The organism is Paraclostridium bifermentans, from assembly GCF_019916025.1.
GTDB lineage: Bacteria > Bacillota > Clostridia > Peptostreptococcales > Peptostreptococcaceae > Paraclostridium > Paraclostridium bifermentans.
The window spans coordinates 1,897,604-1,923,267 of the sequence record NZ_CP079737.1; the positions used below are offsets into that span (position 1 = coordinate 1,897,604).

Annotated in this window: 21 protein-coding genes; 4 read left to right on the top strand and 17 right to left on the bottom strand. The window is 29.1% G+C overall.

The annotated features are described in order from the left end of the window. Positions 1 to 11 precede the first annotated feature (11 nt). Positions 12 to 398: a DUF4870 domain-containing protein gene (locus KXZ80_RS09220; RefSeq protein WP_021430767.1), complete on the bottom strand. Its 387-nt coding sequence runs from the start codon at positions 396 to 398 to the stop codon at positions 12 to 14. Positions 399 to 550: 152 nt separating this feature from the next. Here KXZ80_RS09220 and KXZ80_RS09225 point away from each other — a divergent pair, with 152 nt between their 5' ends. Then, the gene (locus tag KXZ80_RS09225; protein WP_021433188.1) at positions 551 to 1,072 is read left to right on the top strand and encodes a thioredoxin family protein; all 522 of its coding nucleotides are present in this window, start codon (positions 551 to 553) and stop codon (positions 1,070 to 1,072) included. A 28-nt stretch (positions 1,073 to 1,100) separates the two neighbouring features. Here the strand turns inward: KXZ80_RS09225 and KXZ80_RS09230 are convergent, their stop codons facing one another. Continuing rightward, complete coding sequence (locus KXZ80_RS09230) at positions 1,101 to 2,471, bottom strand: MATE family efflux transporter (protein WP_021433189.1); 1,371 nt, start codon at positions 2,469 to 2,471, stop codon at positions 1,101 to 1,103. An 86-nt stretch (positions 2,472 to 2,557) separates the two neighbouring features. Between KXZ80_RS09230 and KXZ80_RS09235 the strand changes: the two genes are divergently transcribed. Beyond that, a complete protein-coding gene (locus KXZ80_RS09235) occupies positions 2,558 to 3,391 on the top strand; it encodes a MerR family transcriptional regulator (protein ID WP_021433190.1) in 834 nt (277 codons plus the stop codon). Between the two features lie 30 nt (positions 3,392 to 3,421). On the opposite strand, the gene KXZ80_RS09240 is transcribed toward KXZ80_RS09235, so the two are convergent. From KXZ80_RS09240 to KXZ80_RS09280, 9 genes are all read right to left on the bottom strand, one after another. Further along, the gene (locus KXZ80_RS09240; RefSeq protein ID WP_021433191.1) at positions 3,422 to 3,640 is read right to left on the bottom strand and encodes a hypothetical protein; all 219 of its coding nucleotides are present in this window, start codon (positions 3,638 to 3,640) and stop codon (positions 3,422 to 3,424) included. A 27-nt stretch (positions 3,641 to 3,667) separates the two neighbouring features. Then, the gene (gene clpB, locus KXZ80_RS09245) at positions 3,668 to 6,271 is read right to left on the bottom strand and encodes an ATP-dependent chaperone ClpB (protein ID WP_021433192.1); all 2,604 of its coding nucleotides are present in this window, start codon (positions 6,269 to 6,271) and stop codon (positions 3,668 to 3,670) included. 335 nt (positions 6,272 to 6,606) lie between these two features. Beyond that, complete coding sequence (locus KXZ80_RS09250) at positions 6,607 to 8,157, bottom strand: Na+/H+ antiporter NhaC family protein (RefSeq protein WP_021433193.1); 1,551 nt, start codon at positions 8,155 to 8,157, stop codon at positions 6,607 to 6,609. Positions 8,158 to 8,241: 84 nt separating this feature from the next. Next, positions 8,242 to 9,354, bottom strand: a complete 1,113-nt coding sequence (locus KXZ80_RS09255) for an ATP-NAD kinase family protein (protein WP_021433194.1) — start codon at positions 9,352 to 9,354, stop codon at positions 8,242 to 8,244. 118 nt (positions 9,355 to 9,472) lie between these two features. Then, positions 9,473 to 11,032, bottom strand: coding sequence for an aminomethyl-transferring glycine dehydrogenase subunit GcvPB (gene gcvPB / locus KXZ80_RS09260; RefSeq protein WP_021433195.1), 1,560 nt, complete (start codon positions 11,030 to 11,032; stop codon positions 9,473 to 9,475). A 22-nt stretch (positions 11,033 to 11,054) separates the two neighbouring features. Continuing rightward, a complete protein-coding gene (gcvPA, locus tag KXZ80_RS09265; protein WP_021433196.1) occupies positions 11,055 to 12,452 on the bottom strand; it encodes an aminomethyl-transferring glycine dehydrogenase subunit GcvPA in 1,398 nt (465 codons plus the stop codon). 34 nt (positions 12,453 to 12,486) lie between these two features. Next, positions 12,487 to 13,266 (bottom strand): SDR family NAD(P)-dependent oxidoreductase, encoded by a 780-nt coding sequence (locus KXZ80_RS09270; RefSeq protein ID WP_021433197.1) that lies wholly within the window; start codon positions 13,264 to 13,266, stop codon positions 12,487 to 12,489. A 208-nt stretch (positions 13,267 to 13,474) separates the two neighbouring features. Continuing rightward, positions 13,475 to 14,722: a PAS domain-containing sensor histidine kinase gene (locus tag KXZ80_RS09275; protein ID WP_021433198.1), complete on the bottom strand. Its 1,248-nt coding sequence runs from the start codon at positions 14,720 to 14,722 to the stop codon at positions 13,475 to 13,477. Next, positions 14,709 to 14,978, bottom strand: a complete 270-nt coding sequence (locus KXZ80_RS09280) for a hypothetical protein (RefSeq protein ID WP_021433199.1) — start codon at positions 14,976 to 14,978, stop codon at positions 14,709 to 14,711. Before KXZ80_RS09280 ends, KXZ80_RS09275 begins: the two co-directional genes overlap by 14 nt. A gap of 315 nt (positions 14,979 to 15,293) precedes the next feature. Here KXZ80_RS09280 and KXZ80_RS09285 point away from each other — a divergent pair, with 315 nt between their 5' ends. Further along, the gene (locus KXZ80_RS09285; protein ID WP_021433200.1) at positions 15,294 to 16,958 is read left to right on the top strand and encodes a glutamine--tRNA ligase/YqeY domain fusion protein; all 1,665 of its coding nucleotides are present in this window, start codon (positions 15,294 to 15,296) and stop codon (positions 16,956 to 16,958) included. 78 nt (positions 16,959 to 17,036) lie between these two features. Here KXZ80_RS09285 and uvsE read toward each other — a convergent pair whose 3' ends face one another. The 6 genes from uvsE to KXZ80_RS09315 all read right to left on the bottom strand — a co-directional run bounded on the left by uvsE (position 17,037) and on the right by KXZ80_RS09315 (position 24,487). Continuing rightward, complete coding sequence (gene uvsE, locus KXZ80_RS09290) at positions 17,037 to 17,996, bottom strand: UV DNA damage repair endonuclease UvsE (protein WP_021433201.1); 960 nt, start codon at positions 17,994 to 17,996, stop codon at positions 17,037 to 17,039. A gap of 122 nt (positions 17,997 to 18,118) precedes the next feature. Next, positions 18,119 to 19,669 (bottom strand): nitrite/sulfite reductase, encoded by a 1,551-nt coding sequence (locus tag KXZ80_RS09295; protein WP_021433202.1) that lies wholly within the window; start codon positions 19,667 to 19,669, stop codon positions 18,119 to 18,121. A 201-nt stretch (positions 19,670 to 19,870) separates the two neighbouring features. Beyond that, positions 19,871 to 21,373 carry a sodium/pantothenate symporter gene (gene panF, locus KXZ80_RS09300; protein WP_038285261.1) on the bottom strand — a complete coding sequence of 501 codons (1,503 nt, stop codon included), beginning with the start codon at positions 21,371 to 21,373 and terminating at the stop codon, positions 19,871 to 19,873. Continuing rightward, entirely contained in the window at positions 21,373 to 21,693 is a 321-nt protein-coding gene (locus tag KXZ80_RS09305) for a YhdT family protein (protein ID WP_021433204.1), read from the bottom strand. Before KXZ80_RS09305 ends, panF begins: the two co-directional genes overlap by 1 nt. 210 nt (positions 21,694 to 21,903) lie before the next feature. Next, the gene (locus KXZ80_RS09310; RefSeq protein WP_021433205.1) at positions 21,904 to 22,845 is read right to left on the bottom strand and encodes a 4Fe-4S binding protein; all 942 of its coding nucleotides are present in this window, start codon (positions 22,843 to 22,845) and stop codon (positions 21,904 to 21,906) included. 1 nt (position 22,846) lies between these two features. Continuing rightward, positions 22,847 to 24,487, bottom strand: coding sequence for an FAD-dependent oxidoreductase (locus KXZ80_RS09315; RefSeq protein ID WP_021433206.1), 1,641 nt, complete (start codon positions 24,485 to 24,487; stop codon positions 22,847 to 22,849). Positions 24,488 to 24,645: 158 nt separating this feature from the next. Between KXZ80_RS09315 and KXZ80_RS09320 the strand changes: the two genes are divergently transcribed. Continuing rightward, on the top strand, positions 24,646 to 25,524 hold the full coding sequence (locus KXZ80_RS09320) for a LysR family transcriptional regulator (RefSeq protein WP_021433207.1): 879 nt from the start codon (positions 24,646 to 24,648) through the stop codon (positions 25,522 to 25,524). The last annotated feature ends 140 nt before the right edge of the window (positions 25,525 to 25,664 follow it).

Genomic DNA, 25,664 nt, shown 5'->3' on the forward strand with positions numbered 1-25,664 from the left:
TGCATTCTTTTTTATTTCTTTAAATTTTCAACACTTTTTGTTTTTAACTTTTCTATTATTTTAAAACTTAAAGGATATTTAAATTCTTTATGTCTGTAATATTGTATAATTGCTATTATAAATGTAATTAAGTAAATAATAGACATTGCAGGTATTAAATAAGCCGCTTGTTTTACTATACATACTAATAATAAAATTGCAAATTCATATATTACAAATGATATATAAAAATCAATAAGTTTTAATCCATTCTTCTTTACAAATTCAGATTCTTTCCCATATATTTTCCATGCAGCGTATGCTATTATAACCCCAATTATATTAAGCATCATAACAGCTGCTGTCATTACCATCATAGTAATGCTTTCATTTTTTGTAGATCTTTGATTTTCTGTCATAATACATTTCCTTTCATTAATAATTTCTATATTATATTTTGAACCATTTATCAAAAATCGTCAACTTTTTATTAAAATTCTATATCCATTTACTATGTTAAATTATTTAGATATAATACTTATAAGTAAAGTTTACATATTGGAGGTATATTATGGCAATAGAGATGAACCTAAAAGAATTATATGAAGTTGGAGAAAGCTTTGAAAGCTGTGTTGGAAAAGGATCCAAATCTGAAAGATCTAGAATTCCCAAAAACACATCAAGAATCAACTTAAACGAAGATACTATAAATAAAATAGCTAGCTATTCAAGCAAAGTTAATATACTTGTTTCAGGGGAAATATGGTGCCCAGATTTTCAACTTAATGTATCAGTTTTAAAGAAATTTGTTGATATTAATGATAATTTTGATATATCGGTTATAACTATGGCTAGAGGCAAAAAATTTATGAGTGAAGCTTTAAACATAGAAAAGGAAAGTTTCAAAGGTCCAACAATTGCATTTTTAGATGAAAATTTTAATGTTATAGGAGTATTTGAAGAACGACCTAAAGAAGTAAAAAAAGTTAATGATTTTGAAGAAATAAAAATTGATTATTATAAAGGGAAGTATTTATTAGATACAGTTAATGACTACTTAAATATATTAAATATAAAAAAAACTACTAGATAGAGCTCTCTATCTAGTAGTTTTTTTATATTTAAACTGCATTTTTTGCATTTTCATAACTCTCAACTTCTTCATATCTTTGATTTTCTTGAATCTTTGATTTATTCTTTTGAAGTATTTTTCTTGCAATTACAAGTACTATTGCTTCAGATACAAGTGTAGTAAACCATATACCTGTTCCTCCAAATATAGACGTCATCAATATTAAACTTAAAGTTATTACTACTAATCCTCTTCCTAAGGATATTACACTTGCATGTATCGCTTTTCCTGTTGAAACACAAAATCCTGATATTATTACATTATATCCCATAATCAAATATGCTACTGAAGATATTCTTAAAGTTTTTACAGTATAATTAAACAGTGTTATATCTGATTTATCAATAAATATAGATACTATTTGATTTGCAAATATTAAAACTAATAAAAATGCTATTACTGAAGCTTTTGTTATATAGCTTAAGCTCATTTTTAAAAGACTCAGCACTGATTTATTATCTTCCATACCATAATAGTAACTACATATTGGTTGTAATCCTTGTGATATTCCTAGCATAGTTGTAAGAACTAAAGTTGTTACATAACAAATTACACTATAACTAACTAAAGCATTTTCACCTATTAGCATTAATATACTTTGATTGAATAGTAATATAACTACAGCTAAACTTGCCTCTGTCATAGAATCTGGAATACCTATTAAAACAATTCTTTTTATAAAGCTAAAATCCAATTTAAATTTGCAAAATCTTAGTTTTCCTCTTCTTCTTAAAAAATGAGCTAAGAAAAATGTCACTGAAAATACTCTAGCAATTCCAGTTGCCAAAGCTGCACCTTCAACTCCCCATCCCCATTTAAGTACAAATATATAATCTAAAACTATATTAGTTATTGCTGAAATTATAACTCCTATTGTAGATAAATGAGGATATCCATCACACTTTATAAGTAACTCAAGTCCATAAGAAACTAAGTAAAAAGTAACAAATAATATAATATTACCTAAATATCCTTTAACTAAAGGTAATGTACTTTCTGTCGCTCCTAAAAATATAGATATTTTTTCTAAGTTAGCTAAACTAAATACAATAATAAATATAGATATAATAGCTAGTACTACAGTGTTAAGTGTGAAATATTCGCTTGCTTTTTTATCATCACCTTTACCAAGGGTCATTGATACAACAGTTGATGCCCCAGTTGATAATAAAACTGACACAGCAAATAAAGTATTTATAAATGGTGTTGATATATTAACAGCTGCCAAGGCTTCACTTCCAACCCCTTTGCTGACAAAAGCTCCATCTACCATAGAATATAGTGAAAATACCCACATAGATGCTACTGATGGTATTACATATTGTTTAAATTGAGTTTTTAAATCTTTTACATTTTTCATAATTATTACCTCCCTCCACCTAATTGAATATAAACTATGGTATAATACTCAAGTCAACAATTTTATTTCAAAATGAGGTGATTTTTTTGAAAAGAAAATATTATAAAACTGGAGAATTGTCAAAAATATATAATTTAGGTAGAGATTCTCTTAAATATTATGAAAAGTTAGGTCTTTTAAATCCAGGTAGAGATACAAATTCTTACAGAATGTACACTATAAAAGATATATGTAATTTAAATTTAATAAAAGAACTTAGAAGTCTTGATTTTTCTATGCAAAGGATAAAAGAGTACTTAGAAAATAGAAATGTTAAAACTACTAAAAAAATGTTAAAAGAAGAAATAAAGCTTATAGATCAAAAACTAGAAGAACTGACTATCCACAAAGAAAGTTTAAATAAAAGGCTAAGTTCTATTGATAATACGATAGATCATACAAATTTTAATAGAATTGAACTTTTGTACATGAATGAAAGAAAAGCTATTACAGTTAATTCAAATGTTAGCTTTGATGAAAATGTAGATTACTTAATTCAAAGGTTAAATGAAAAGTTCGATGATAAGTTCTATGTATTAGGAAATAGTAATTTTGGAGCAGTATTTGATACAAAAAGTGTCTCAAATGGAATTTTTAACAATTATAAATCTATATTTTGTTTACTTGATGATAACGCTACCAATTTTAATTTAACAATAGAAGAGGGGTATTATGTAACCTATACATATAAAGGCGATTATAAAAAAACAGCAAAAATAATCCCTATGCTATTTAAATTTATAGAGTTTAATAACTATACTATTCTTGGAGATCCTATAGAAATTTATAAAATAGATATTTATGAAACGTCTTTAGAAGATGAGTACGTTACTCAAGTTCAAATTCCAGTTCAATTAGTAAGTGATTTATATGAATTCTAAAAAAGGGTATATTATCTATACCCTTTTTTGTTATGGAATTAAAGTATCAATTCCATTTATATATTCTTCATCTTCTATTGAAGAAATAGAACTTAAGTTTATATTAACTCCATCTTTAAGCTTTACTAATTTACAAGGAAGTAGTCTATTGCTGTCAAGTTTATCACTTAAAAACTTTTCTATAAATTCAGTAGTGTTTGAATAATCAGCTTCATATTCACTTCCATCTTTCATCATAATTTTTATCATAAGTTGCCTCCATAACCAATTTGAAACTTACGCTCTTTCTTGTACTGTTATTTCTACATTGTCATCATTTCCATCTATAAGTATATGACATCCATTATAAACTTTACCAGCTATCATCATTTTAGCTATTTTTGTTTCTAATACATTTCCAATATATCTCTTAAGTGGTCTAGCTCCATAAATAGGATCATAACCTTCTTTTATCAATACATCTTTAGCACTATCAGTCATACTTAAAGTTATATGCTTATCAACTAATCGTCTTCTTAAATCATCTAAGAATATGTCTATAATTCTTCTAATGCCTTCTTTATCAAGAGGTTTAAACATTATAATATCATCAACTCTATTTAAAAACTCAGGTTTGAATCTTCTCTTCATTTCATTCATTACCATTTCTTTAGTAGACTCTTTTATTTCACCTGAATCTTCTAATAGATATGAACTACCTATATTTGAAGTCATTATTATTATTGTATTTTTAAAATCTACTGTTTTACCTTTATTATCAGTAAGTCTTCCATCATCTAATATTTGAAGGAATAAGTTAAATACATCTTCATGTGCTTTTTCTATTTCATCAAATAATAATACAGAATATGGATTTCTTCTTACAGCTTCTGTTAATTGTCCACCTTCCTCATATCCTACATATCCTGGAGGAGGTCCTATAAGTCTTGATACTGCATGTTTTTCCATATATTCTGACATATCAATTCTAATTATATTTTCTTCACTATCAAATAAATTTCTAGCTAAAGTTTTTGCAAGTTCTGTCTTACCAACTCCTGTAGGTCCTAAGAATATAAATGATCCTATTGGTTTATTTTCATCTTTAAGTCCTGCTCTATGACGAATAACAGCATTACTTACAGCTGTTACAGCTTCATCTTGTCCTATAACACGAGTTTTCAACTCTTCTTCTAATCTTAGTAATTTCTCTTTTTCACTTTCAACTAACTTAGTTATAGGTATGTTTGTCCATTTAGAAATCACTTCTGCAATTTCCTCTTCTGTAACCTCTTCTTTTAATAAAGAAGTTTGATTATCATCTTCCATTTTTTCTTCTGCTTCTTTAATTTCATTTTCAAGCTTTGGAATTATACCATATTTAAGTTCTGCAGCTTTATTTAAATCATATTCTCTTTCATATCTTTCTACATCACCTCTAGCCTCATCAAGTTTAGCCTTAAGGTTTCTAACATTCATTATATGTGATTTCTCTTTTTCATATATAGCTGTTAAATCATCATTTTTAGACTTAAGTTCAGCTAATTCATCTTGAAGTTTTTCAAGTCTTCTTTTACTTGCTTCATCCTCTTCTTTAAGAAGTGCTTCTCTTTCAGTCTCTAATGTAAATATTTTTCTTCTAACTATATCTAACTCAGTTGGTAGTGAGTCAATTTCACTACGAATCATAGCACTTGCTTCGTCTATTAAATCTATGGCTTTATCTGGTAAATATCTATCTTGTATATATCTATCTGATAATTTTGCTGCTGCAACTATTGCAGAGTCATGAATTCTAATACCATGGTGAATTTCAAATTTTTCTTTTAATCCACGAAGTATAGAAATTGTATCACCTACACTAGGTTCATCCGCTATAACTGGTTGGAATCTTCTCTCTAATGCTTTATCTTTTTCTATATACTGTCTATATTCATCAAAAGTAGTAGCACCTATACAATTTAGTTCTCCACGAGCTAACATTGGTTTTATTAAGTTTCCTGCATCCATAGCTCCATCTGTTTTTCCTGCTCCTACTATTGTGTGTATCTCATCTATAAATAAAATTATTTTTCCTTCAGCACCTTGAACTTCTTTAAGCACTGCTTTTAATCTTTCTTCAAATTCACCTCTATATTTAGCACCTGCTATTAATGATCCCATATCAAGCGCAAATATAATTTTATCTTTAAGTCCTTCAGGTACATCTCCTCTGACTATTCTTTCTGCTAAGCCTTCTACTATAGCAGTTTTCCCTACACCTGGCTCACCTATTAAAACAGGATTATTTTTTGTTCTTCTTGAAAGTATTCTTATAACTCTTCTTATCTCTTCATCACGACCTATAACTGGGTCTAACTTGTTTTTCTTAGCTAAATTTATTAAGTTTGTACCATATCTAGCTAATGCGTCATATGTACCCTCTGGATCTTGGGTTTCTACTCTTTGATTTCCTCTAACTTTTGATAATACTTCTAAAAAGCTGTTTTTATTTATGTTGTATTGTTTAAATATTTTACCTATATTTGAACGTGATTCCAATTCAATTATAGCTAAAAATAAATGTTCAACACTTATATACAAATCATTGAATTCTTTTGAAATTTCTTCTGATTTTATTAATACTTCATTTAACTTTCTTGTAGCTACTACACCTTGTGAACTAGCTGCCTCACCTTGAATTTGAGGTAGTTTTAAAAGTTCAGTTTTCACACTTGCTTTTAGGCCTTCTACAGATATACCCATTTTTTCTATTATTCTAGGTATTAATCCATCTTCTTGGTCTATTAATGAATAAAGTAAATGTATTGTATCTACTTGTTGGTTATGATTTTTAACAGCTTCACTAAAAGCATCATTTAAGCTTTTTTGGACTCTTTGTGTCATTTTGTCTGCTTCCATAAAAAACTCCTCCAAACTTTTAAATTTAATTTACTATAACTTATACCACTATAAATTTATAGTAAACATTTACCATTAATTTAAATATATTCTTATTTTTCTTTAATTTTTTAAAATTGAAAAATATTTTTTAATTCATGTACTTCTATTATTATCTTTAATTTTTTCTATAATTCATTTTAATACTATTATTAAATAAAATTTCACTTTAATCCTGTAGTTAATTACTTAAAATTAGCACATTAATATACTTAACCATAAAAAAGCTAATTTTAATCTAATGCAGCTACTAATAACTAACTTAGGCTACTTGATCAAAATTAGCTTTATTTTTATTATTTAGACTTAGATAATTGTTTTTTGTTTATCTTATTCATAATAAATACAATTGTAAATAATATAATAAGTCCCAGTGGAATAAATATTACAGGTTTTATTTTAAATAAACCTACTATTAGTAATATGAAAAATACTACACTTGCTACAGTTGCACCATATGGTATCTGTGTTTTAACATGATCTATATGATCTGCACCTGCAAATATAGAGGCCATCACAGTAGTGTCTGATATAGGAGAACAGTGATCTCCAAATACCGATCCAGAAAGAGCAATTCCTGGAACTGCCATAGCAAGACCAACATCTCCTGTTACTTGATATACTAAAGGGATAGCAATAGGAGTCACTATTGCCATAGTACCCCAAGAAGTTCCTGTTGCAAAAGAAACCACCATACCTAATACAAAAATAGTTATTGGCAATATCCATGCTGGTATACTTTCTCCTAATACCTCTACCAAGAAATTTGCAAGTCCCATATCCTTTGTAACTTGCCCTAATGACCATGCCATTAAAAGTATTGCTGCGGTTAGTGTCATAAGTTTCATCCCATCGATAAATGTATCCATACTTTCTTTAAAGGTCATAATTTTATATCCTATAGATAGTATTACTCCGCTCATGGCCATTGCAAATGCGCCCCATAATAACGAAGTTACTGCATCTGCATTTTCAAGTATACCCATAAATCCAACGCCTTCTCTACCTGTATATATAAAGCCAAATATTGTAGTAAAAATCATTGCAATAAATGGAACTATAAATGTTATAAGTCTTGGTTTTACATCCTTAGGTTCCCCTAATTCATTTGCAACATCAAGCATTGGTTGAGCTTCATCACTACAAAACTTTCCAGTTTTTATAGCCCTCATCTCTGCTTTTAACATTGGTCCATAATCAAGACCTGTTATAACTATCATACCTACAAATGCTAATGTAAATATACTATATAAATTATAAGGAATGCTACTTATATAAGCTGACATTGGACTTATATTTATAAGACCTGCTGCAAGCAATCCTTGACTTATCATACCGATTTGAAATGCTATCCAATCTGATATAAAAAGCGATGCTGATGGTGCCGCTGTTGAATCAAGTATATAAGAGAATTTTTCTGAAGATATTCTTTGTTCTTTAGCTATATCTCTAAAAACATTTCCATCTATAGCAGCTATCAAACAATCATTAACACTTATACACATGCCTAATAACCATGCCCCTATTCCTACTGCTTTTCTATTTTTAATTTTATTTCTTGCCCATATTGAAAGAGCCTTACTACCTGACATTTTCCATATAAAAGATATTCCAACTCCCATAAACATTGTAAATAATATTAATTTGGCATTATCTGAATCGCTTAACTGTCTTATTATTGTCTCTAATGAAAATGACGCTGCTGCAAATAAATTTCCTTTTGAGGTTATAATTCCTGCTACAAAAACTCCTGCAAATAATGATGGTATAACTTGTTTAGTTTTAAAACACATAAAAATTGCTATTATTGCAGGAAGTAATGCCCACAATCCATAGTTTGCTTCCATAAACACTCCTCCTAATATTTTATAGCTTTTAAATTTGCTATCTTTAGTGTTTATTAAGTATTTCTATGGTTTAGTTTATAAAGGCTAACTTCTTACTGAATACATTATCTCTTCTTTGTATCCTACTACTATTCTCAGATATCCATTCAACATATTATCGACTTCTTCATTAGAGGTATCTATATATAATGGTTTAAATTTTAAGTTTTGTAACTTGTGCAAAGTAGATACCACTATTATATTTTCTCTGCCTATACTTTTAATTACCCTATCACTTATTTGCTGATTACCTCTTCCTAACAAGTATCCTTGTCCTCCTGTTGGTGTTATTATGAGTTTTGCTTTATTATATTTTATACATTCAAGTATGTCTTTTTCATTAGCATCATTTTTTATAACTTTTTTATTTTTTATAATATCTATACCTAGTAAAGTACTTTTTAGATTTAATGCATCTAGTACAGCTCTAGTTGTGGTCCCTGGTCCTATTATATAAGTAATATCTGTTTCCATGTTATCAGCTATAAACAGTCCAATAGATTTTTGTGATGACTCTTCACTTAATGGAGTTGGAGCTTTCTTATTTTGCATAAAAGATTTTTCTCTAGGAACTTTTAAGTATCCATACAGTTTTGTATTAACTTTTCCTTCTCGGTACATTTCCTCATCTAAATCTAACACTTCTCTTTCTATACTATTTACTTTTCCATTTAAAAATTTAAGTGCTAATTTACCTCCACTTTTAGGATTTATTGCGTATACAGGTGAATGAATTTTAACTCCTGCCGGAATACCGATAGTAACGACTTTATCTTCTACAGCATTATATATATCTCTTGCTGTTCCATCGCCTCCAACAAATATTAAAATACTGATTTTCTTATATAACATGTTCCTTGCTAGTTTTATAGTATCTTTACTGCTCGTACTATTTCCATTATCTATATTAATTACTTCTACATTAAAATTTAGTAATTTGGCTTCATTTTCTCCCATATCTTTTGGTCCAGTTATTATTTTTATATTATCTTTTATACTATCTAATTCCTTAAGTGCTTTTATCGCTTTTATTGGTGATTTTGGTTTTGATCCTAACCTTATTGCTTCTCTTAGTATGTCCTCCCCATCAGTTCCTTTAAGACCAACTGTTCCTCCCATACCTGCTATTGGATTTACTATAAGACCAATATTTATCAATGAAATCGCCCCTCTTTTGTAAAATTATACAAATTTGTTTATATTAAATTAAAGCTAGTGAATGATTAGTTAATCACCCACTGCTTAATCTAACTAGAAATGTTTTTGATTTATAGGTTTAGTGATGTGCCTTTTTTTGATATGCTCTCCAAGTTATCGCCCACTTATCACTATCATCTAATTCCGATTCGTCTACTTTGTGTATAGTACTTCTAAAAGGCGAATTTATTGCTATAGATGGATCTTCATAGGCTTCATCTATAACGTATTTTAATGTTGCAATATATTCATCTAAATCTTCTTTAGATGGTGTTTCTGTTGGCTCTAGTGTACACGGTTCTGCTATATAATACGGGTGATGACTAGTCCAGTAATGCATACCGAAATCCATCATTCTTCTTTGTATATCACCTGTTCCTACACCTGTATCTTCTTTTAACTTTTCTAACGAATATCTTACCTGCTCTATTCTTTGTTTGCCTTCTATATATGGAGCATTTATTGATTCATGTTCCATTAATTTTTTAAATAAGTAGTTATTGTTTAAAACTGCTATTTTAGATACTTCATATAAGCCTTCTGCTCCTAAACTTCTAATCCACGCATATGCTTTTAATATTACTTGTGGTACACCTGTAAACATCCTTACTTTTATACTATCTTCTAAGTTATAATTTAAGAAATATTTATTTTCTTCACTGTTAAAATCTACTAGTGGAGCTGGTAAGAACGGTACTATGTGTTCTAAAACACCTAATGCACCGCAAGCTGGGCCTCCACATCCATGAGGAGCAGAAAATGTTTTGTGTATATTAAAGAAACACATATCAAAACCTGCCTCTTTTGCTCTTGTTACTCCAAGTAATCCATTTGCATTGGCTTGATCATAGCAGCAAAGCCCTCCAAACCTATGAACTAAATCAGTAAACTCTTTAACTTTTGGATTAAATACGCCTGTATCTTCTGGATTTGCAACTATAAATGCTGCCGTTCTCTCATTTACAGCTGATTTAAAAGCTTCATAGTCTGGATATCCATTTTCATCTGGGAATATTTTTATGATTTTATATCCTTTTAATGCTGGTGCTGCTGCATCCGATGGATGTGAATATATTGTAGTTATTATTTCATCTTTAACATCACCGTTTCCATTTTTATCATGATAAGCTTTTACTAAAGATGCCATAGCCATTATAGCTTGACTTCCTCCACTTGGTTGGAATGAGAATCTATCCATTCCTGATATTTCTTTCATATATTCTTCTGTTTTATTCATTATTTCTAATATACCTTGAGTAGTATTTTCATCTTGGTATGGATGAAGTTCACTCATTTGTGGTAACCTAGATAACTTTTCATTTATTTTCGGACTGTATTTAACGGTACAAGTTCCTTGACCTATCTCTATATTTAAATCAGCTCCTAATGTTTGTTGAGATAACCTTAAGTAATGTCGTAAAACTCTGTGTTGAGATATTTCTGGTAAGTTTATACTTTTTCTTATCATAGATTTTGGCAATACATTTATCCCGTCTCCTACTAACTCTTTCACGTCTTCATTTACACTTGGCGGTATAACTCCTCTTTCTCCAATTTGTGATAATTCAAATATTACCGGTTCATCCCACTTGGCTTGATGAAAATTTCTAACTTTATAATTTCTATCTATTTTTTTCAAATCTAATCATCCTTTCTTTAAATTAGTTTAATATCGCTTTTAATTCTTCAACTAACGTATCTATCATTTCTTGAGTGTGAATTTCAGTTACACAATATAGTGCACATTGCCCTAAATCACAATAATCTTCACTCAAATCTTTTCCTCCAAATATTCCTTTTTCAAGTAATTCTTTATTTATTTTTTTTACAGTCTTATTTGTAGAATTAAAATCTAGTATAAACTCTTTAAAAAATGGTGATGTGAATCTTAATTTAACTCCATCTACTTCACTTAATCTCTTAGCTGCATATTGGCTATTTTGCATTATTGTTTGACCTACTTCATACATTCCATTAGGACCCATTAATGACAAATATACTCCAGCTGTAATTCCAAGGAGAGCCGATTGAGTTCCAACATACTCTTTTCCATCCTCTCTTAAATTACCAAAAGATGTTCTATCATACGCAACATCTCCAAATCCATACTCACCTTCAACATCCGTTGGTGCTATTCCAAATAATCTAGATGGATATTCCATAACAAATTTTTCTTCGTCTCTAGTAGCTATAAATCCTGATTGTCCTCCCCCAAAATTCATGTGATTTCCTAACGTTTGAACATCTCCAACTACTATATCAGCTCCATATTGACTTGGAGGAGTTAACACGCCTAGTGATATAGGATCTACTCCAACTATACTTATAGCTCCATTTTCATGAGCTATATCTGATATTTGTTGTCCTTGAGTCTCTATAAATCCAAGTGCTGATGGATTTTCTATATAAACTGCACATACATTTTCATTCATTTTAGCTTTTAAATCGTCTACATCTAATAGTCCTGTTTCTTCATTGTAATTTACAAAAGTAAAGCTTACGTGTGGATTACAATAGTTTTTCATTATTAAGAATCTTTCCATATGTATTGTCTTTGGAACTAATGCTTCTTTTCTACCAGTTATTCTAGAAGCCATTCTCACAGCAGTTGAAGCTGCTTGAGCTAAGTCAAATGTAGGCACACTTACAACATCCATATCAGCAATTTCAGCTACTAAACTTTCATATTCAAATAAAGATTGAAACCTTCCATGGTCATTGTATGGCTCTCCACCATAAGCAGTTAAAAACTCTGCTCTTGTGCTCACTTCATCACATACTGCTGGTACATAATGTTGATAGCAACCATATCCTAAGAAATTTATATTATCTTCACAAGTTATATTCTTTTTAAGTAAATTTTCTACATGAGATTTTAATTCATATTCTGAATGGATAGCCTTTGGTAAATTCATAGATCTTTTTAATCTAATTTCTTGTGGTACTTCTTCATGTAAATCTTCTAATGAGTTCAGACCTATTTCTTTTAACATTTCATTTTGCACTTCTTTTATTGAATTCGGTATATATGGATGTGAGTTTAATCCTTTTATAGCCATTTATTTTCCCCCTTTAATAAATTTTAAAATTAACTTAAGCTATACCTCCACCGTCTACTACTAAAGCAGTTCCTGTTACCCATGTTGATAAATCACTAGCTAAAAACAGTACCGAATTAGCTATATCTTCAGGTAATCCAATTCTTTCTATTGGTCTTCCAACTGCAGAATCTTTGAAAAATTCATCTTTATCAAATCCCAATTGCTTTCCTTCTTCTTGTAACATATTTGTTGCTGTATCTCCCGGATTTATCGAATTGACTCTTATATTATCTTTTCCATGGTCTATTGCCATAGCACGAGTTAAATTGACTATACCACCTTTAACTGCACAATATGCTGCAGCTTTGTCTCCACCTTTCAGTCCCCATCCTGATCCAGTGTTTATTATACTTCCACCACCAGTTTTTCTCATTACAGGTATTGCAAATTTTGATAAGAGATATGTACCTTTAAGCCCTACATTAATTACAAAATCCCACTCTTTTTCTTCTAATTCTTCAATTGTTTTTCTTACAGTTACTCCTGCATTGTTAAATAGTATATCTATTCTTTTGTGATCTTTTTCTATTTGTGAAATAACTTCTTTACAATTTTCAAGAGAAGTTACATTACATTTGTAAAAAATAGCTTCTCTACCTGCATCTTTAATCTTTTGTGCTTCATATAATCCATTTTCATTTACATCAAGCATCATAACCTTAGCTCCATAAGCTGATAATAACTGAGATGTAGCAAGTCCTATTCCTGATGCTGCTCCAGATATAACAGCTACCTTACCTTCTAGATTTAAACCATCCTTTTTTTCTAACATATTACTCCCCCTATATAATAAAACGTGTGAATTTTCACTCACTTAATAATCTATATTCATATTTTTCATTTCTAATAACTTTTTTCTGAATTTTCTAAAGATTATTTCATTTTTAAACTATATATTTCACAATAAAAAAAGTGACCTATTAATAGGTCACTTAACTTAGATATAAAAAAGTGGATAAATCTTAAAAGATTATCCACTTTTATGCATATATATCAGAAAACTCAACTTCAATTTTTTGCACGAAATTTGCCTTTAAATTACAATCATCAATTAGTTCTAATTTATGGCTGTATAAATTACAAGGCATATCTATTATAAACTCACTACCTTGTCCAAGCTCACTTTCAACATCTATATTTCCGCCATGCAACTCAACTAAAGACTTAACTAAAGACAGACCTATCCCACTTCCAACTTTAGTATCTATACTTTCATGCTTAACTTGTTTAAATCTATCAAATACTTTATATAAGTCTTTTTTAGGTATTCCAATCCCTTCATCTTTAACTCTTAATTGAATCTTATCTTTTAAGTCTTTTATAGTTACTTGTATTGCTTTTCCTTTTCTATTAAACTTAAATGCATTTGATAGTAAATTTAATACTATTCTCTCCATTTTATCTAAATCAAACCCGATAACTTTTTCTTCCACATCTGTATCAAATATTATATCCATTTCATTTTGATTTGCAAAATCACTTACAGAATCACAAATACTCTCAACAAAATTAACTATGTCATAATTTTTAGGGTTAAATTCTACATCTTCATAAGTTAACTTAGTTGAGTCAATCAAATTGTCTACTAGTTTCAATAATCTATATCCATTTTGTTTTATTATATTTAAATACTTATCATCTCTATCATTTGTTTTGTTATTTATTATATCGTATCGGTAATTTAACATTTGAACTGAACTAAATATTAAGTTTAATGGTGTTCTTAATTCATGTGCTGTATTGGCTAATGCTTCTGAACGTGCTCTTTCTAATGCTTCTTCATGTTCTTTTCTCTCCGTTATATCCCTTGCTATCCCTATGATTCCAATTACCTCTCCACCATCTGATATTATAGGTGTTTTTATGATTTCTAAATAAATTTTCTTCCCATTTTTCAATATAACGTTTTCATAGTACATTTTAGTAGATCTAGTGTCTACAACCTCTAAGTCATTATCTCTATAACTTTCAAAATTTTGACTAATCACAGGTAAATCTTTATAACTTTTACCTATTATGTCATTTCTATCTAATTCTACTAGCTCCGTTGCATAACTTTTATTACAACCTACTATATTCCCATCTATGTCTTTATAAAATATATAATCTGGTATCGTGTCTATTAGTAATTGTACGGTTCTTAAATGCTGTATCTCTTTATTTTCTACAAGCCATAATACATATTTATCATCTTCTACATATGATATTTCAACTTTAATACCATCCATCTAAATAAGAAATATATGAATCTTCATCTATTATACCTTCTTTTAAATTTTTATCTAAAATAGAAGGTATAATATCATTTATACTTTTTTCTTTGATATTTTCTTCATCTAGACCCACAAGTTTACAAAGTTTATCATTAAAGTCTTCTATTATAAAGTCTGTAAAAATTCCTTCTTCATTTTTTATAGCTTGTCCATATATACATGGCAATGGACACAATTTTAAAATTTCACTACAAAGTTTAAAGTTTAGCATTCCCCCACCCCTAACAAAATTACTCTATATAAATTATAACAAACTTGTTTCTATATTTCATTATTAAATTGTTAATATTGTTTATATTTTGTTAATAAGTCTGTGGATTATTTTAAAAATGACTTTTTTTATAATTGTAATTTAATATTTATTTTAATTTTTGCACATAAAAACATTTTCCCGTAATATTTTTCACTATAATTGTAAGAAATTAACTACTAATCCTTTATTTTTTTCTCAATTTGAATTAAAATTATTAATAATAGTAATTATATAATAATAATAATACAAATTTAATAGATAAGAGGTACGAATATGTCAAATGAAAATAAGTCATCAAACTTTATAAGAAACATAATAGTTAATGATTTAGAATCTAAAAAACATGATACTATCATAACTCGTTTCCCACCTGAGCCAAATGGATATTTACATATTGGTCATGCTAAATCTATATGTTTAAACTTTGGTTTAGCTAAGGAGTTTAATGGAAATGTAAATTTAAGATTCGATGATACAAATCCAGTAAAAGAAGATGTAGAGTATGTAAACTCTATAAAAGAAGATGTTCAGTGGTTAGGCTTTGATTGGACTAACTTATACTTTGCTTCAAATTATTTTGAACAAATGTATGAAAGAGCTGTTCTTCTTATAAAAAAAGGTAAAGCTTATGTATGCGACTTAAACGCAGAGCAAATGAGAGAGTATAGAGGTTCTTTAACAGAACCAGGAAAAGAAAGTCCTTATAGAAATAGATCTATAGAGGAAAATCTTGAATTATTTGAAAAAATGAAAAATGGAGAATTTGGAGATGGAGAAAAAGTTTTAAGAGCTAAAATAGATATGTCTTCTCCTAACATCAATTTAAGAGACCCTGCTATATACAGAATATCTCATTCTCATCACCACAATACTGGTGATAAATGGTGTATATATCCAATGTATGCTTTCGCTCATCCATTAGAAGATGCTATAGAGGGTATAACTCATTCTCTATGTTCATTAGAATTTGAAGATCAAAGACCACTTTATGATTGGGTTGTAGCTGAATGTGAAATGCCAGAAATTCCTCGTCAAATAGAATTTGCTAGACTTAATCTTACAAATACTGTTATGAGTAAAAGAAAACTTAAGCAACTTGTTGATGAAGGAGTAACTGATGGTTGGGATGATCCTCGTATGCCTACTATAGCTGGTCTTAGAAGAAGAGGTTACACTCCAGAAGCTATTAGAAACTTCTGTAATGAAATAGGTGTGGCTAAAGCAGATTCTACAGTAGATAGCCAAATGTTAGACTACTTTGTAAGAGAAGACTTACAACCTAAAGCGCCTCTTGCTATGGGTGTTTTAAAGCCTTTAAAACTAGTTATAACTAACTATCCAGAAGGTCAAGTTGAAATGCTTGAAATAGAAAATAATGCTAAAGATGAAACTAAAGGTAAAAGATTAGTTCCATTCTCTAGAGAAATATATATAGAACAAGATGACTTTATGATTGAACCAGTTAAAAAGTACTTTAGATTATTCCCTGGCAATGAAGTTAGATTAAAGGGAGCTTACTTTGTTAAATGTAACGACTTCATAACTGACGAAAATGGAAATGTAACTGAAATTCATTGTACATATGATCCTGAAACTAAGAGTGGTTCTGGATTTACTGGTCGTAAAGTTAAAGCTACTATACACTGGGTAGATGCAAACAGTGCTGTTCCTTGTGAGTTTAGATTATTTGAGCCATTAATCTTAGATGATGCTCCTGAAAATGAAGGTAAGCACTTCTTAGAGCAAATAAACCCTAATTCTCTTGAGGTAGTTCAAGGTTTTGCTGAAAAAACTGCTATAGAAAATGCTAAGCCTCAAGATAAGTTCCAATTTGTAAGACATGGATTCTTCAATGTAGATTCTAAATATACTACTGATGAAAAGCTAGTATTTAATAGAGTAGTTCCATTAAAGAGTTCATTTAAACCTAATAAATAATATAACTAAAAAGCTGAGTGAAATACTTTTTATTAAGTATTTCACTCAGCTCTTTTTAAATAATATGTGTATAGTAATTTATATTTCTATAGTTGTTTCATCTATAAATTTAATATTTCCATCTAGATCCATTATATCATTTACTAGTTTTTTTAATGCTAGATCTTTCTTTTTAGCTTCTATCATCACATCTAAATCTCTGTCTACTTCATCTTTAGCTAGGTATATAAAATCTAAAAAATCTTTTGCATTTATGAAATCTGCATGTTTTCTATCTTTTTCAAATTCTCTCGGACTTGAAAAATGTATTTTAGGTGGTAAAATTTCGTTATTCCAAGTATTAAAAATATCTTTTAATATATACTTAATTTCCTCTCCGTTATTTTTACAAATATGATGGTGGATATCAAGAACCATAGGTAATTTTGTTTCTTTACATATATTTAAAACATCTTGTGCTGTAAATATTTTATCGTCATTTTCTAATATTAATCTACTTACAACTTCATTTGGAAAATATTTTAGGTTATTTATAAACCTTTCTATGCTTTCTTCTTTTCCGCCTTGAGAACTCCCTATATGTATAACCATTTTTCCTTCTTTATAATTTATATCTTCAAATATCTGACTTTGAAATTTTAGACTTTTTATAGTATTTTCCACAACATTTTCTTTTATGCTATTGATTACATTAAACTGATCTGGATGAGAATCTATTCTCAGATTATTTTTTTTGATTATATTCCCTATATATTCAAAATCTTTTTTAAAATATTTCCTATACTCAAATGTTACATCTGGATGAGTTCCAAGTGGTATCAAATTTGAAGTTATCCTATAAAAATGTATTTGATTTTCTATATTATAATTTAATATTTTTTCTAAGTCATATATATTTGATCTAGTTACTTCCTTTAGCTTATTTAGCTTGTCTGCCTCTGTATTGATCTTAGAGTATCTAGAGTATGTTACAGTGCTTGAAGAGGTCACTTTGGGCAAATTTAAAGCTATAGCTACATATCCAAGTCTAACTTTCATATAATTGCTCCTTTAATCTGTATAATATAAAATTAGTTTTTTCTTTATATTATATAATATTCTACAAATTAATAAAAATATTAAATAAAAAAGTGAACTCTAATATTAGAGTTCACTTTTTATTATAATAAGTATTTATTTACTATAGTGTTTAATTCGTCTTCATTTGTTTCTATAAATTCATAAAATTCTAAGTTAGATTTAGCTATAGCTTCTGATATATCGAATAATAAGTTTGGAACTTCTCTTCTTAATACATCTCCGTATATTTTTCCTAATCTAGTTTCCTCAAAAGTAGCACATCCACCTATATGAAGTTCATAAGCATCTTTTGTCTTATCTCCAACTCTTTTCTTTTTACCAGCAAAACCAATAGGTGCAACTTGGTGAGTTGAACAAGAGTTAGGACATCCTGATATATGGATTCTTGGTAAAGTGTCACTATTATAATTTTTTTCTTCTAAAGTTTTGATTATTTCCTCTAAAGTTTCTTGACTTTCAGCTATACCCATTTGGCAAATAGGAACACCTATACAAGCTGTACTTTGTTGTATTTTATATTTACCTGTTATATCCTTAGTTAAATCTAAAACTTTTTTAGCTTCTTCTCCATTTAGATTTCTTATATAAAGACCTTCACTCATAGCTAATCTGATTTCAATATCATCCATATCATTTACAGTCTCTATTATTTTGTCTAAGTCAGAAACTTTTAATTGCCCATTTACAGGGTGTACATAAACAGCGTATAATCCCTCTTGTCTTTGAGAAACTAAACGATCATCTTTGACATCTATAGAAATTCCTTTTTTATCATATACTTTTTGAGTTACATTTAAATCTAAATTACATTTTTCTTTTGCTTCTTTTAAATGTTTTTTATAGCATTCTAATAAAGCATCTTTACCCATTTCCATAAGCATGTATCTTGTACGAGCTTTGTTTTTATTTTCATAATTACCTTTTTCTATAAATAAATTAGTCATAGCCTCTACATGATATAATACATCCTTTGGATCTACTAACTCATCGTATTCACAACCTTTGATAGGATTTTTACCCATTCCTCCAGCTATGTATACTTTGAAGTATTCTTTTCCATCTTTTTTAACTGCCATAAATCCTAAATCATTTATTGTAGCTTTTGATTCATCTTTAGGTGAACTTGAAAAAGATACTTTTAATTTTCTAGGTAGTTTATAAGTAGTTATTTTACTCATAAAGTGCTCATTAACTTTTGTTGCATAAGGTGTTACATCAAAGATATCTTCTGGATCTACTCCTGATAAAGGTGATATAGCAACGTTTCTTGGGAAGTTACCTCCACCACCTCTTGTATACATATCTTTATGTATACCTTCTTCCATGATATCACAAACTTCGTCTATTGTTAGTCCATGAAGTTGTATTGCTTGACGAGTTGTAAGGTGTAATTGTTCTAAATTATATTTATGAGCAAAATATTGCACTAATTTTAATTGTTCAAGATTTAATATACCTGAAGCCACTCTAAGTCTTATCATAAAGTGTTCTCCATCACGGTGCGCATAAACACCCATTCCACCAGATGCATGTTTAAAGTCCATTTTTGACATTTCTTTATTTAAGAATTTGTGTCCCTTTGCTCTAAATTCTGGTATTTCATCTAATAATACTTGTTTATAACTTTCCATATTTGACTCCTTTATAACGACTTTTTATCGCCTTTTATTTAACATATTTATTTTACGACATTTTTCCTTAAATTAGAAATTGATTCTTCCTATTATAATCATTAATATTTTCAATGGTTTATAAATTTATGCAATAATTAAGAAAATAAAATTTTCTGTAAATTTAAAAAAGAGACATCATATAAGATGTCTCTTTTAAATTTATTTTTTATAAACTCCCCAAAAGATTTTTATTGTCTCATTGGTTGGTGGTTTTGTGAAACTAGATACAATAATAAATGATACTAATGAAATTATAAGAGGTAAAACTATAGTGTGCATACCTAATGGTCTTACCCATATATAGCTAAATAAAATATAACTCCCTATACCTGTTATTATAGATGCTAACGCTCCACTTGCATTTGCCTTTTTCCAATATAGCCCCAGTATAATAGGCCATAAAAATGTAGCTATTATTCCTGCATTTGCATATAAATTTAGCCAGACTATCAAATCTGGAGGATTTATTGCTACTATGTAAATTATTATACCTAATGTAGATGTTACTAATAAACTTATAGTTCCAGTTTTTTTAGCATCTTTTTTTATTTTAGGGTTTATGTAATTAGTATATATATCATTAACTATAGCACCTGATGCTACTAATAATTGTGAATCAACAGTAGACATTATAGATGCTAATGGACCTGCTAGTAAAATCCCCGCAATTACTGGCGGAAATAATTGAGTTGTTATAGTAGGAATGACTAAATCTCCAGACTCAATACCCACTACAAGAGTACTTGAAAATGCACCAACTAAATGCATCCCTAATAATAAGATCATAGATACGATTGTCCCATACTTGATTCCATCATGTAAACTCTTTGTATCTTTATAACTCATAGCCCTCTGAGATACTGAAGGAATTCCTACTACTGCAAAACCAACAAGTATCCAAAATGATGTTACCCATGCTATACTCATATTGCCCGGAGTTACTCCAAATGGAGTTATAAGTCCTTCATTTACACTTTGCATATTATTTACTATATTAGATATTCCCCCTCCCGCTATAACAGTCCCTACAAATATAGCTATAGTGGCTACTGTCATTATCACACCTTGAATTGTATCGGAAATAGTTACCGCTCTAAATCCTCCTACTACAGTATGTACTATAACCGTTAATCCAAAAGCCGTAAGTGCAATTTTGTAATCTAATCCAACTGAACCTTGTAAAAGTCTAGCCGCTCCAACCCACTGAGCTGCCATTGCAGCTATAAAAAATACTACTATAGATATAGATGTAAGAATTACCACTGCATCAGATTTATATCTTGCTCTTAAAAAATCAGTGATTGTCACTGCATTTATTTTTCTAGCTATTATCGCAAACTTTTTTCCAAGTACTGCTAATGTAAAGTATCCTGTTGGCATTTGAGCCATAGATAAAAATACCCATCCTAATCCTTGAGTATAAGCTGTTCCTGGACCTCCTATAAAGCTTCCAGCACTCAAATATGTTGTAACTAATGTCATAGCTAGAACAAAACCTCCTAAGTCTCGTCCTCCTGTCATGTATTCATCCATGAATCCTTTTTCGCCATTATGTTTATTTTTAGCTCTGTTTACAAATTTCATAGAATAAAATCCTACTATAAATATAACTATAAAATATATAAGAATAGGCAATAGTACTTGATAATTTATGTGTTTCATTATTTATATTCCTTTCTATACTCTTCTAACTCATCTTCACTTAGTGCATCTAAAGTCATGTTTTTAAAAAATTTATTTATCATAATTACAGTTAAAGCTGAAAATAATAACCCTCCAGCTATACAACTCATAAAAAACCAAGTTGGAAACCCAAATATATATGTATATTCTTTAACTGGCTTAGATCCTAATCCATATCCAAATCCAAACCACCATACTAAGTTTACAATACCTAATGCTAGACCCATTAAAGCTTCTTTATTACATTGTTTATATCTAGGATCTTCTTCAAACTCAAAGTTTTCTTTATTTTTATCCATTTAAAAATAGTCTCCTTGTTATCGTTATTTAATTAATATATCCCAAACAAACCTTTATTATTGTTATATATCGTTTAGTATACAATGTACATAAAAAATATACAGTATAAAATGAAATATGTCTATAAAATATATGATAATAAGTAAATTTATAACAAAAATAATAAAAAAGCTTGCAAACATTAAGTTTGCAAGCTTTTTTATTATTTTTTAGCAAGTAGCTCCTCCAACAATATGAAGTTCTGCTCCTAATATTTCATCTTTTCTCTCTAGTACCTCATTTGATAGAATTTGTGATTCCATATTTTCAACACCAATTCTATCAATCATATTTCCGAAACGTTCACCTGTTTTTCCTTGTTCTCTATATATAAGTATTGCTTTTTCTAAAATAGCCATCATTTCATTTTCAGTATAAACTCCAGTTATTGGAGTACCAGGTCTTGAAGTTTTACCCCATTTCCCACCTAAGTATATCTTTAATCCTTTTTTACCTTCTTCTATTGCATCGAAATGGCATTTACCTATACACAATCCACAGTTATTGCATTTCTCTCTATCTATAAATGCTTTACCATCTACTATAGATATAGCTCCTACCTTACAAGTTTCTTTAGGCATACACTTTTTACATCCTGAACACATATCTTCATCAAACTCTGGTACAAATTGTCCCACTACCCCAAAATCATTTAAACTTGGTTTTACACAATTGTTTGGACAGCCTCCAACTCCAATTTTAAACTTATGTGGCAATTTAACATCATACCATTTTTCATAAAATTCTTTATGAAGAGTTGTACCTATCCCTTGAGTATCACAAAGTCCAAATGTACATACACTTCCTTTACATGGAACTATAGGTCTAACTCTTGAACCAGTTCCTCCAGATACTAAATTATCTTTTTTCAAATATTCCTTCGTAGCTTCTATATTCTCATATTTTATACCAGGTATTTCTAATGTTAGTCTTGAAGTTAATGAAATATCTCCATTTCCATACTTCTTAGCTATTTCAGCTACATTTATTAGTTGTTCTGCTGTTATAGCTCCATTTTCAGTTATAACTCTACATGAAAAATGCTGACCATCATTATTTGATAAAAAACCTTCTCCCTTAACTTTTTTTCTCATTTCCTCTGTTAATTTCATATTAATTTACCCCCACTTCAACATTTAATTCCTTATTTAAAGCTAATCCACCTTCTAATACCTGTACATCTTTATATCCAAAGTGTTTCATTCTGTTGTATGCTAAATAAGCTCTTTTTCCCCTAGCACATACTAAAAGTATTTTATCATCTAATTCAAATTCATCTAGTTTCCCATTAAGCTGAGCTAAATCTATATATGTAACTCCTTCTAATTGAGGTGTTTTGTTTACATCTGCTAGTTTATAGCTTTCTTGATTTTCTAGAAAATCTTCATATCTAATAGTTTTTACATCTCCATCTATTTTATTTAAAAGTACATTAGCCGCATGGCTTATCGGGTTGATAGCTGTAGAAAATGGAGGTGCATATGCTAAATCTAGATTTTGTAAATCATTTACAGTTGCATTAAATGTTATCGCAGTTGAAACTACATCTATATGCTTATCTACATTTCCTTCACCAAAAACTTGTGCCCCTAATACCTTTTTATTATCTTTATCTGATATAAGTTTTATAATTATCGTTTTAGAATCTGGATAATAGTGTGCCTTATCATCTATAGGAACTAAAATACTTTCAACATTGTACCCTAAATTTAATGCCTCTTTTTCCGTTAGTCCCGTTCTTGCTGCATTTAAATTTAGTAATTTTACTATACCCGTTCCTAAGACCCCATTAAATTCTGTTTTTTTGCCAGCTAATGTTTTAGCTAAACATCTACCTTCTTTGTTTGCAGATGATCCCATAGGAGACCATGCAGCTTTTCCACTCAATATATTTTTTACTGTTACGCAATCTCCAACTGCATATATATCCTCATCATTTGTTTGCATGTATTCATTAACTTTTATAGTTTTATTTGTCTCAAGCTCTAATCCACAAGTTTCAGCAATATTGCTATTAGCTCTTATGCCTACAGACATTACAATCATATCCACTTTCATAGCTCTTTTATCTGTTCTTACTTTACTTACCTTTTCATTGCCTTCTATAGAAGTTAATCTTTCTCCTGTTAAAACCATTATTCCATTTTCTATAAGTTCATTTTCAACGTATGAGCTTACCTCAGCATCAAACCCTGGCATTATATGGTCCATTGCTTCAACTAGAGTTGTTTTAACACCCATTTCATGCAGATTTTCAGCTACTTCAAGTCCTATAAATCCGCCTCCTACAACTACTGCTCTTTTTACATTATTTGTTTCTACTACTTCTCGAACAGCAATTGCATCATCCGGTGTTCTCATATAGAAAACCCCTTCTAAGTCTATCCCTTCAATTGGCGGCTTAACAGGATCTGCTCCAGTTGCTATAACCAGCTTATCATAATTTAAATTTATCTCCTTATTATTTTTAAGGTCAACAGCTCTTACAATTTTTTTATCTCTATCTATCTCTAATGCCTCTACACTAGTTTTAACTTCTACTTGAGTTAAATCTGAGAAACTCTTAGGCGTATTTACAATTAAATCTGATTTATCTTCTATAACTCCACCAACATAATATGGAAGTCCACAACCTGCATAAGATATATTTTCACCTTTTGTAATTAATGTTACATTAAAATCTCTATTTTCTCTCTTTAGTTTAGCTGCAGTTTTTGTTCCTGCTGCTACACCCCCAATAACTAACACATTCATGTATACCCCTCCAAGTTTATATTAATTATTATTTTAACAAGTTAATCTTACTTAAAGTGTATCAACCAAGTATTATAATGTAAAATTATAAAAAATTATTGATTTATAAATTTAACTTATAGTACACTTTTCTTATAAATTGTGTATTGGGGGATACCATGATAGATTTCAGATTAAAAACATTTATAGATTTATGCGAGACCAAAAGTTATACAAAAACTGCAAAAAGACTTTGTATTACTCAACCTGCTGTCAGCCAGCATATAAAGTATATAGAGTCACAGTACAATATTAAGTTATTTAACTATATCGGTAAAACCTTAATTTTAACTAAGGTTGGACAAGAATTCTTAGATTCTATTTTAAAACTAAGAACTATGTCTTTGTCGATTGAGAACAACTTAAAAAAATCTAATTATTCAGCTAAACCAGTATCATTTGGCGCAACTAGAAGTATTGGTGAATTTGTAATGCCCAATATTATAAAAAATTATTTGTCTCAAAATTCTTATTCAAATTTATCAATGATTGTAGATAATACAAAAAATCTTTTAGATATGTTAAAAAAAGGAGTTATAGAGTTTTGTTTTATAGAAGGTCACTTCAATAAAGCTGACTATGAAACATATTTAATGAGTTACGAAGATTTTGTTTTTGTAGCCTCTCCTAAAAATCCTATTTGTGATAAATCTAACCTTCATGTAGAAGATTTATTTTCGGAAAATCTCATAATAAGGGAACAAGGCTCCGGCAGTAGAGATATTTTTGAAATGTGGCTTTATGAAAGAAATTATACAACTAAAAATTTTTCAAAATTACTGCAAATCGGAAATATTAACATAATAAAAGAATTAGTTAAAGATAACTTTGGAATATCTATAATTTATAAAATTGCTGTACTTGAAGAAATAAAAAATAAAGAATTAGTTGTTTTAGATGTAAATTCAATGAATTTATCTCATGAATTTAATTTTATTTTTTTAAAAAATTCTATATATGCTGAGGAATACATAGAATTTTACAATAAGATTAATTAATATAAAGGATTTGTTTACAAAAGGAGTAAAACCTATGATTTTAGGCGGGGTAACATGGCTATCAGTTGTGATAATTGCTATGGCTTATGTACTTATAATATTTTAAATAATTTTAAAAGGTCTATATTTAAAATTAATAT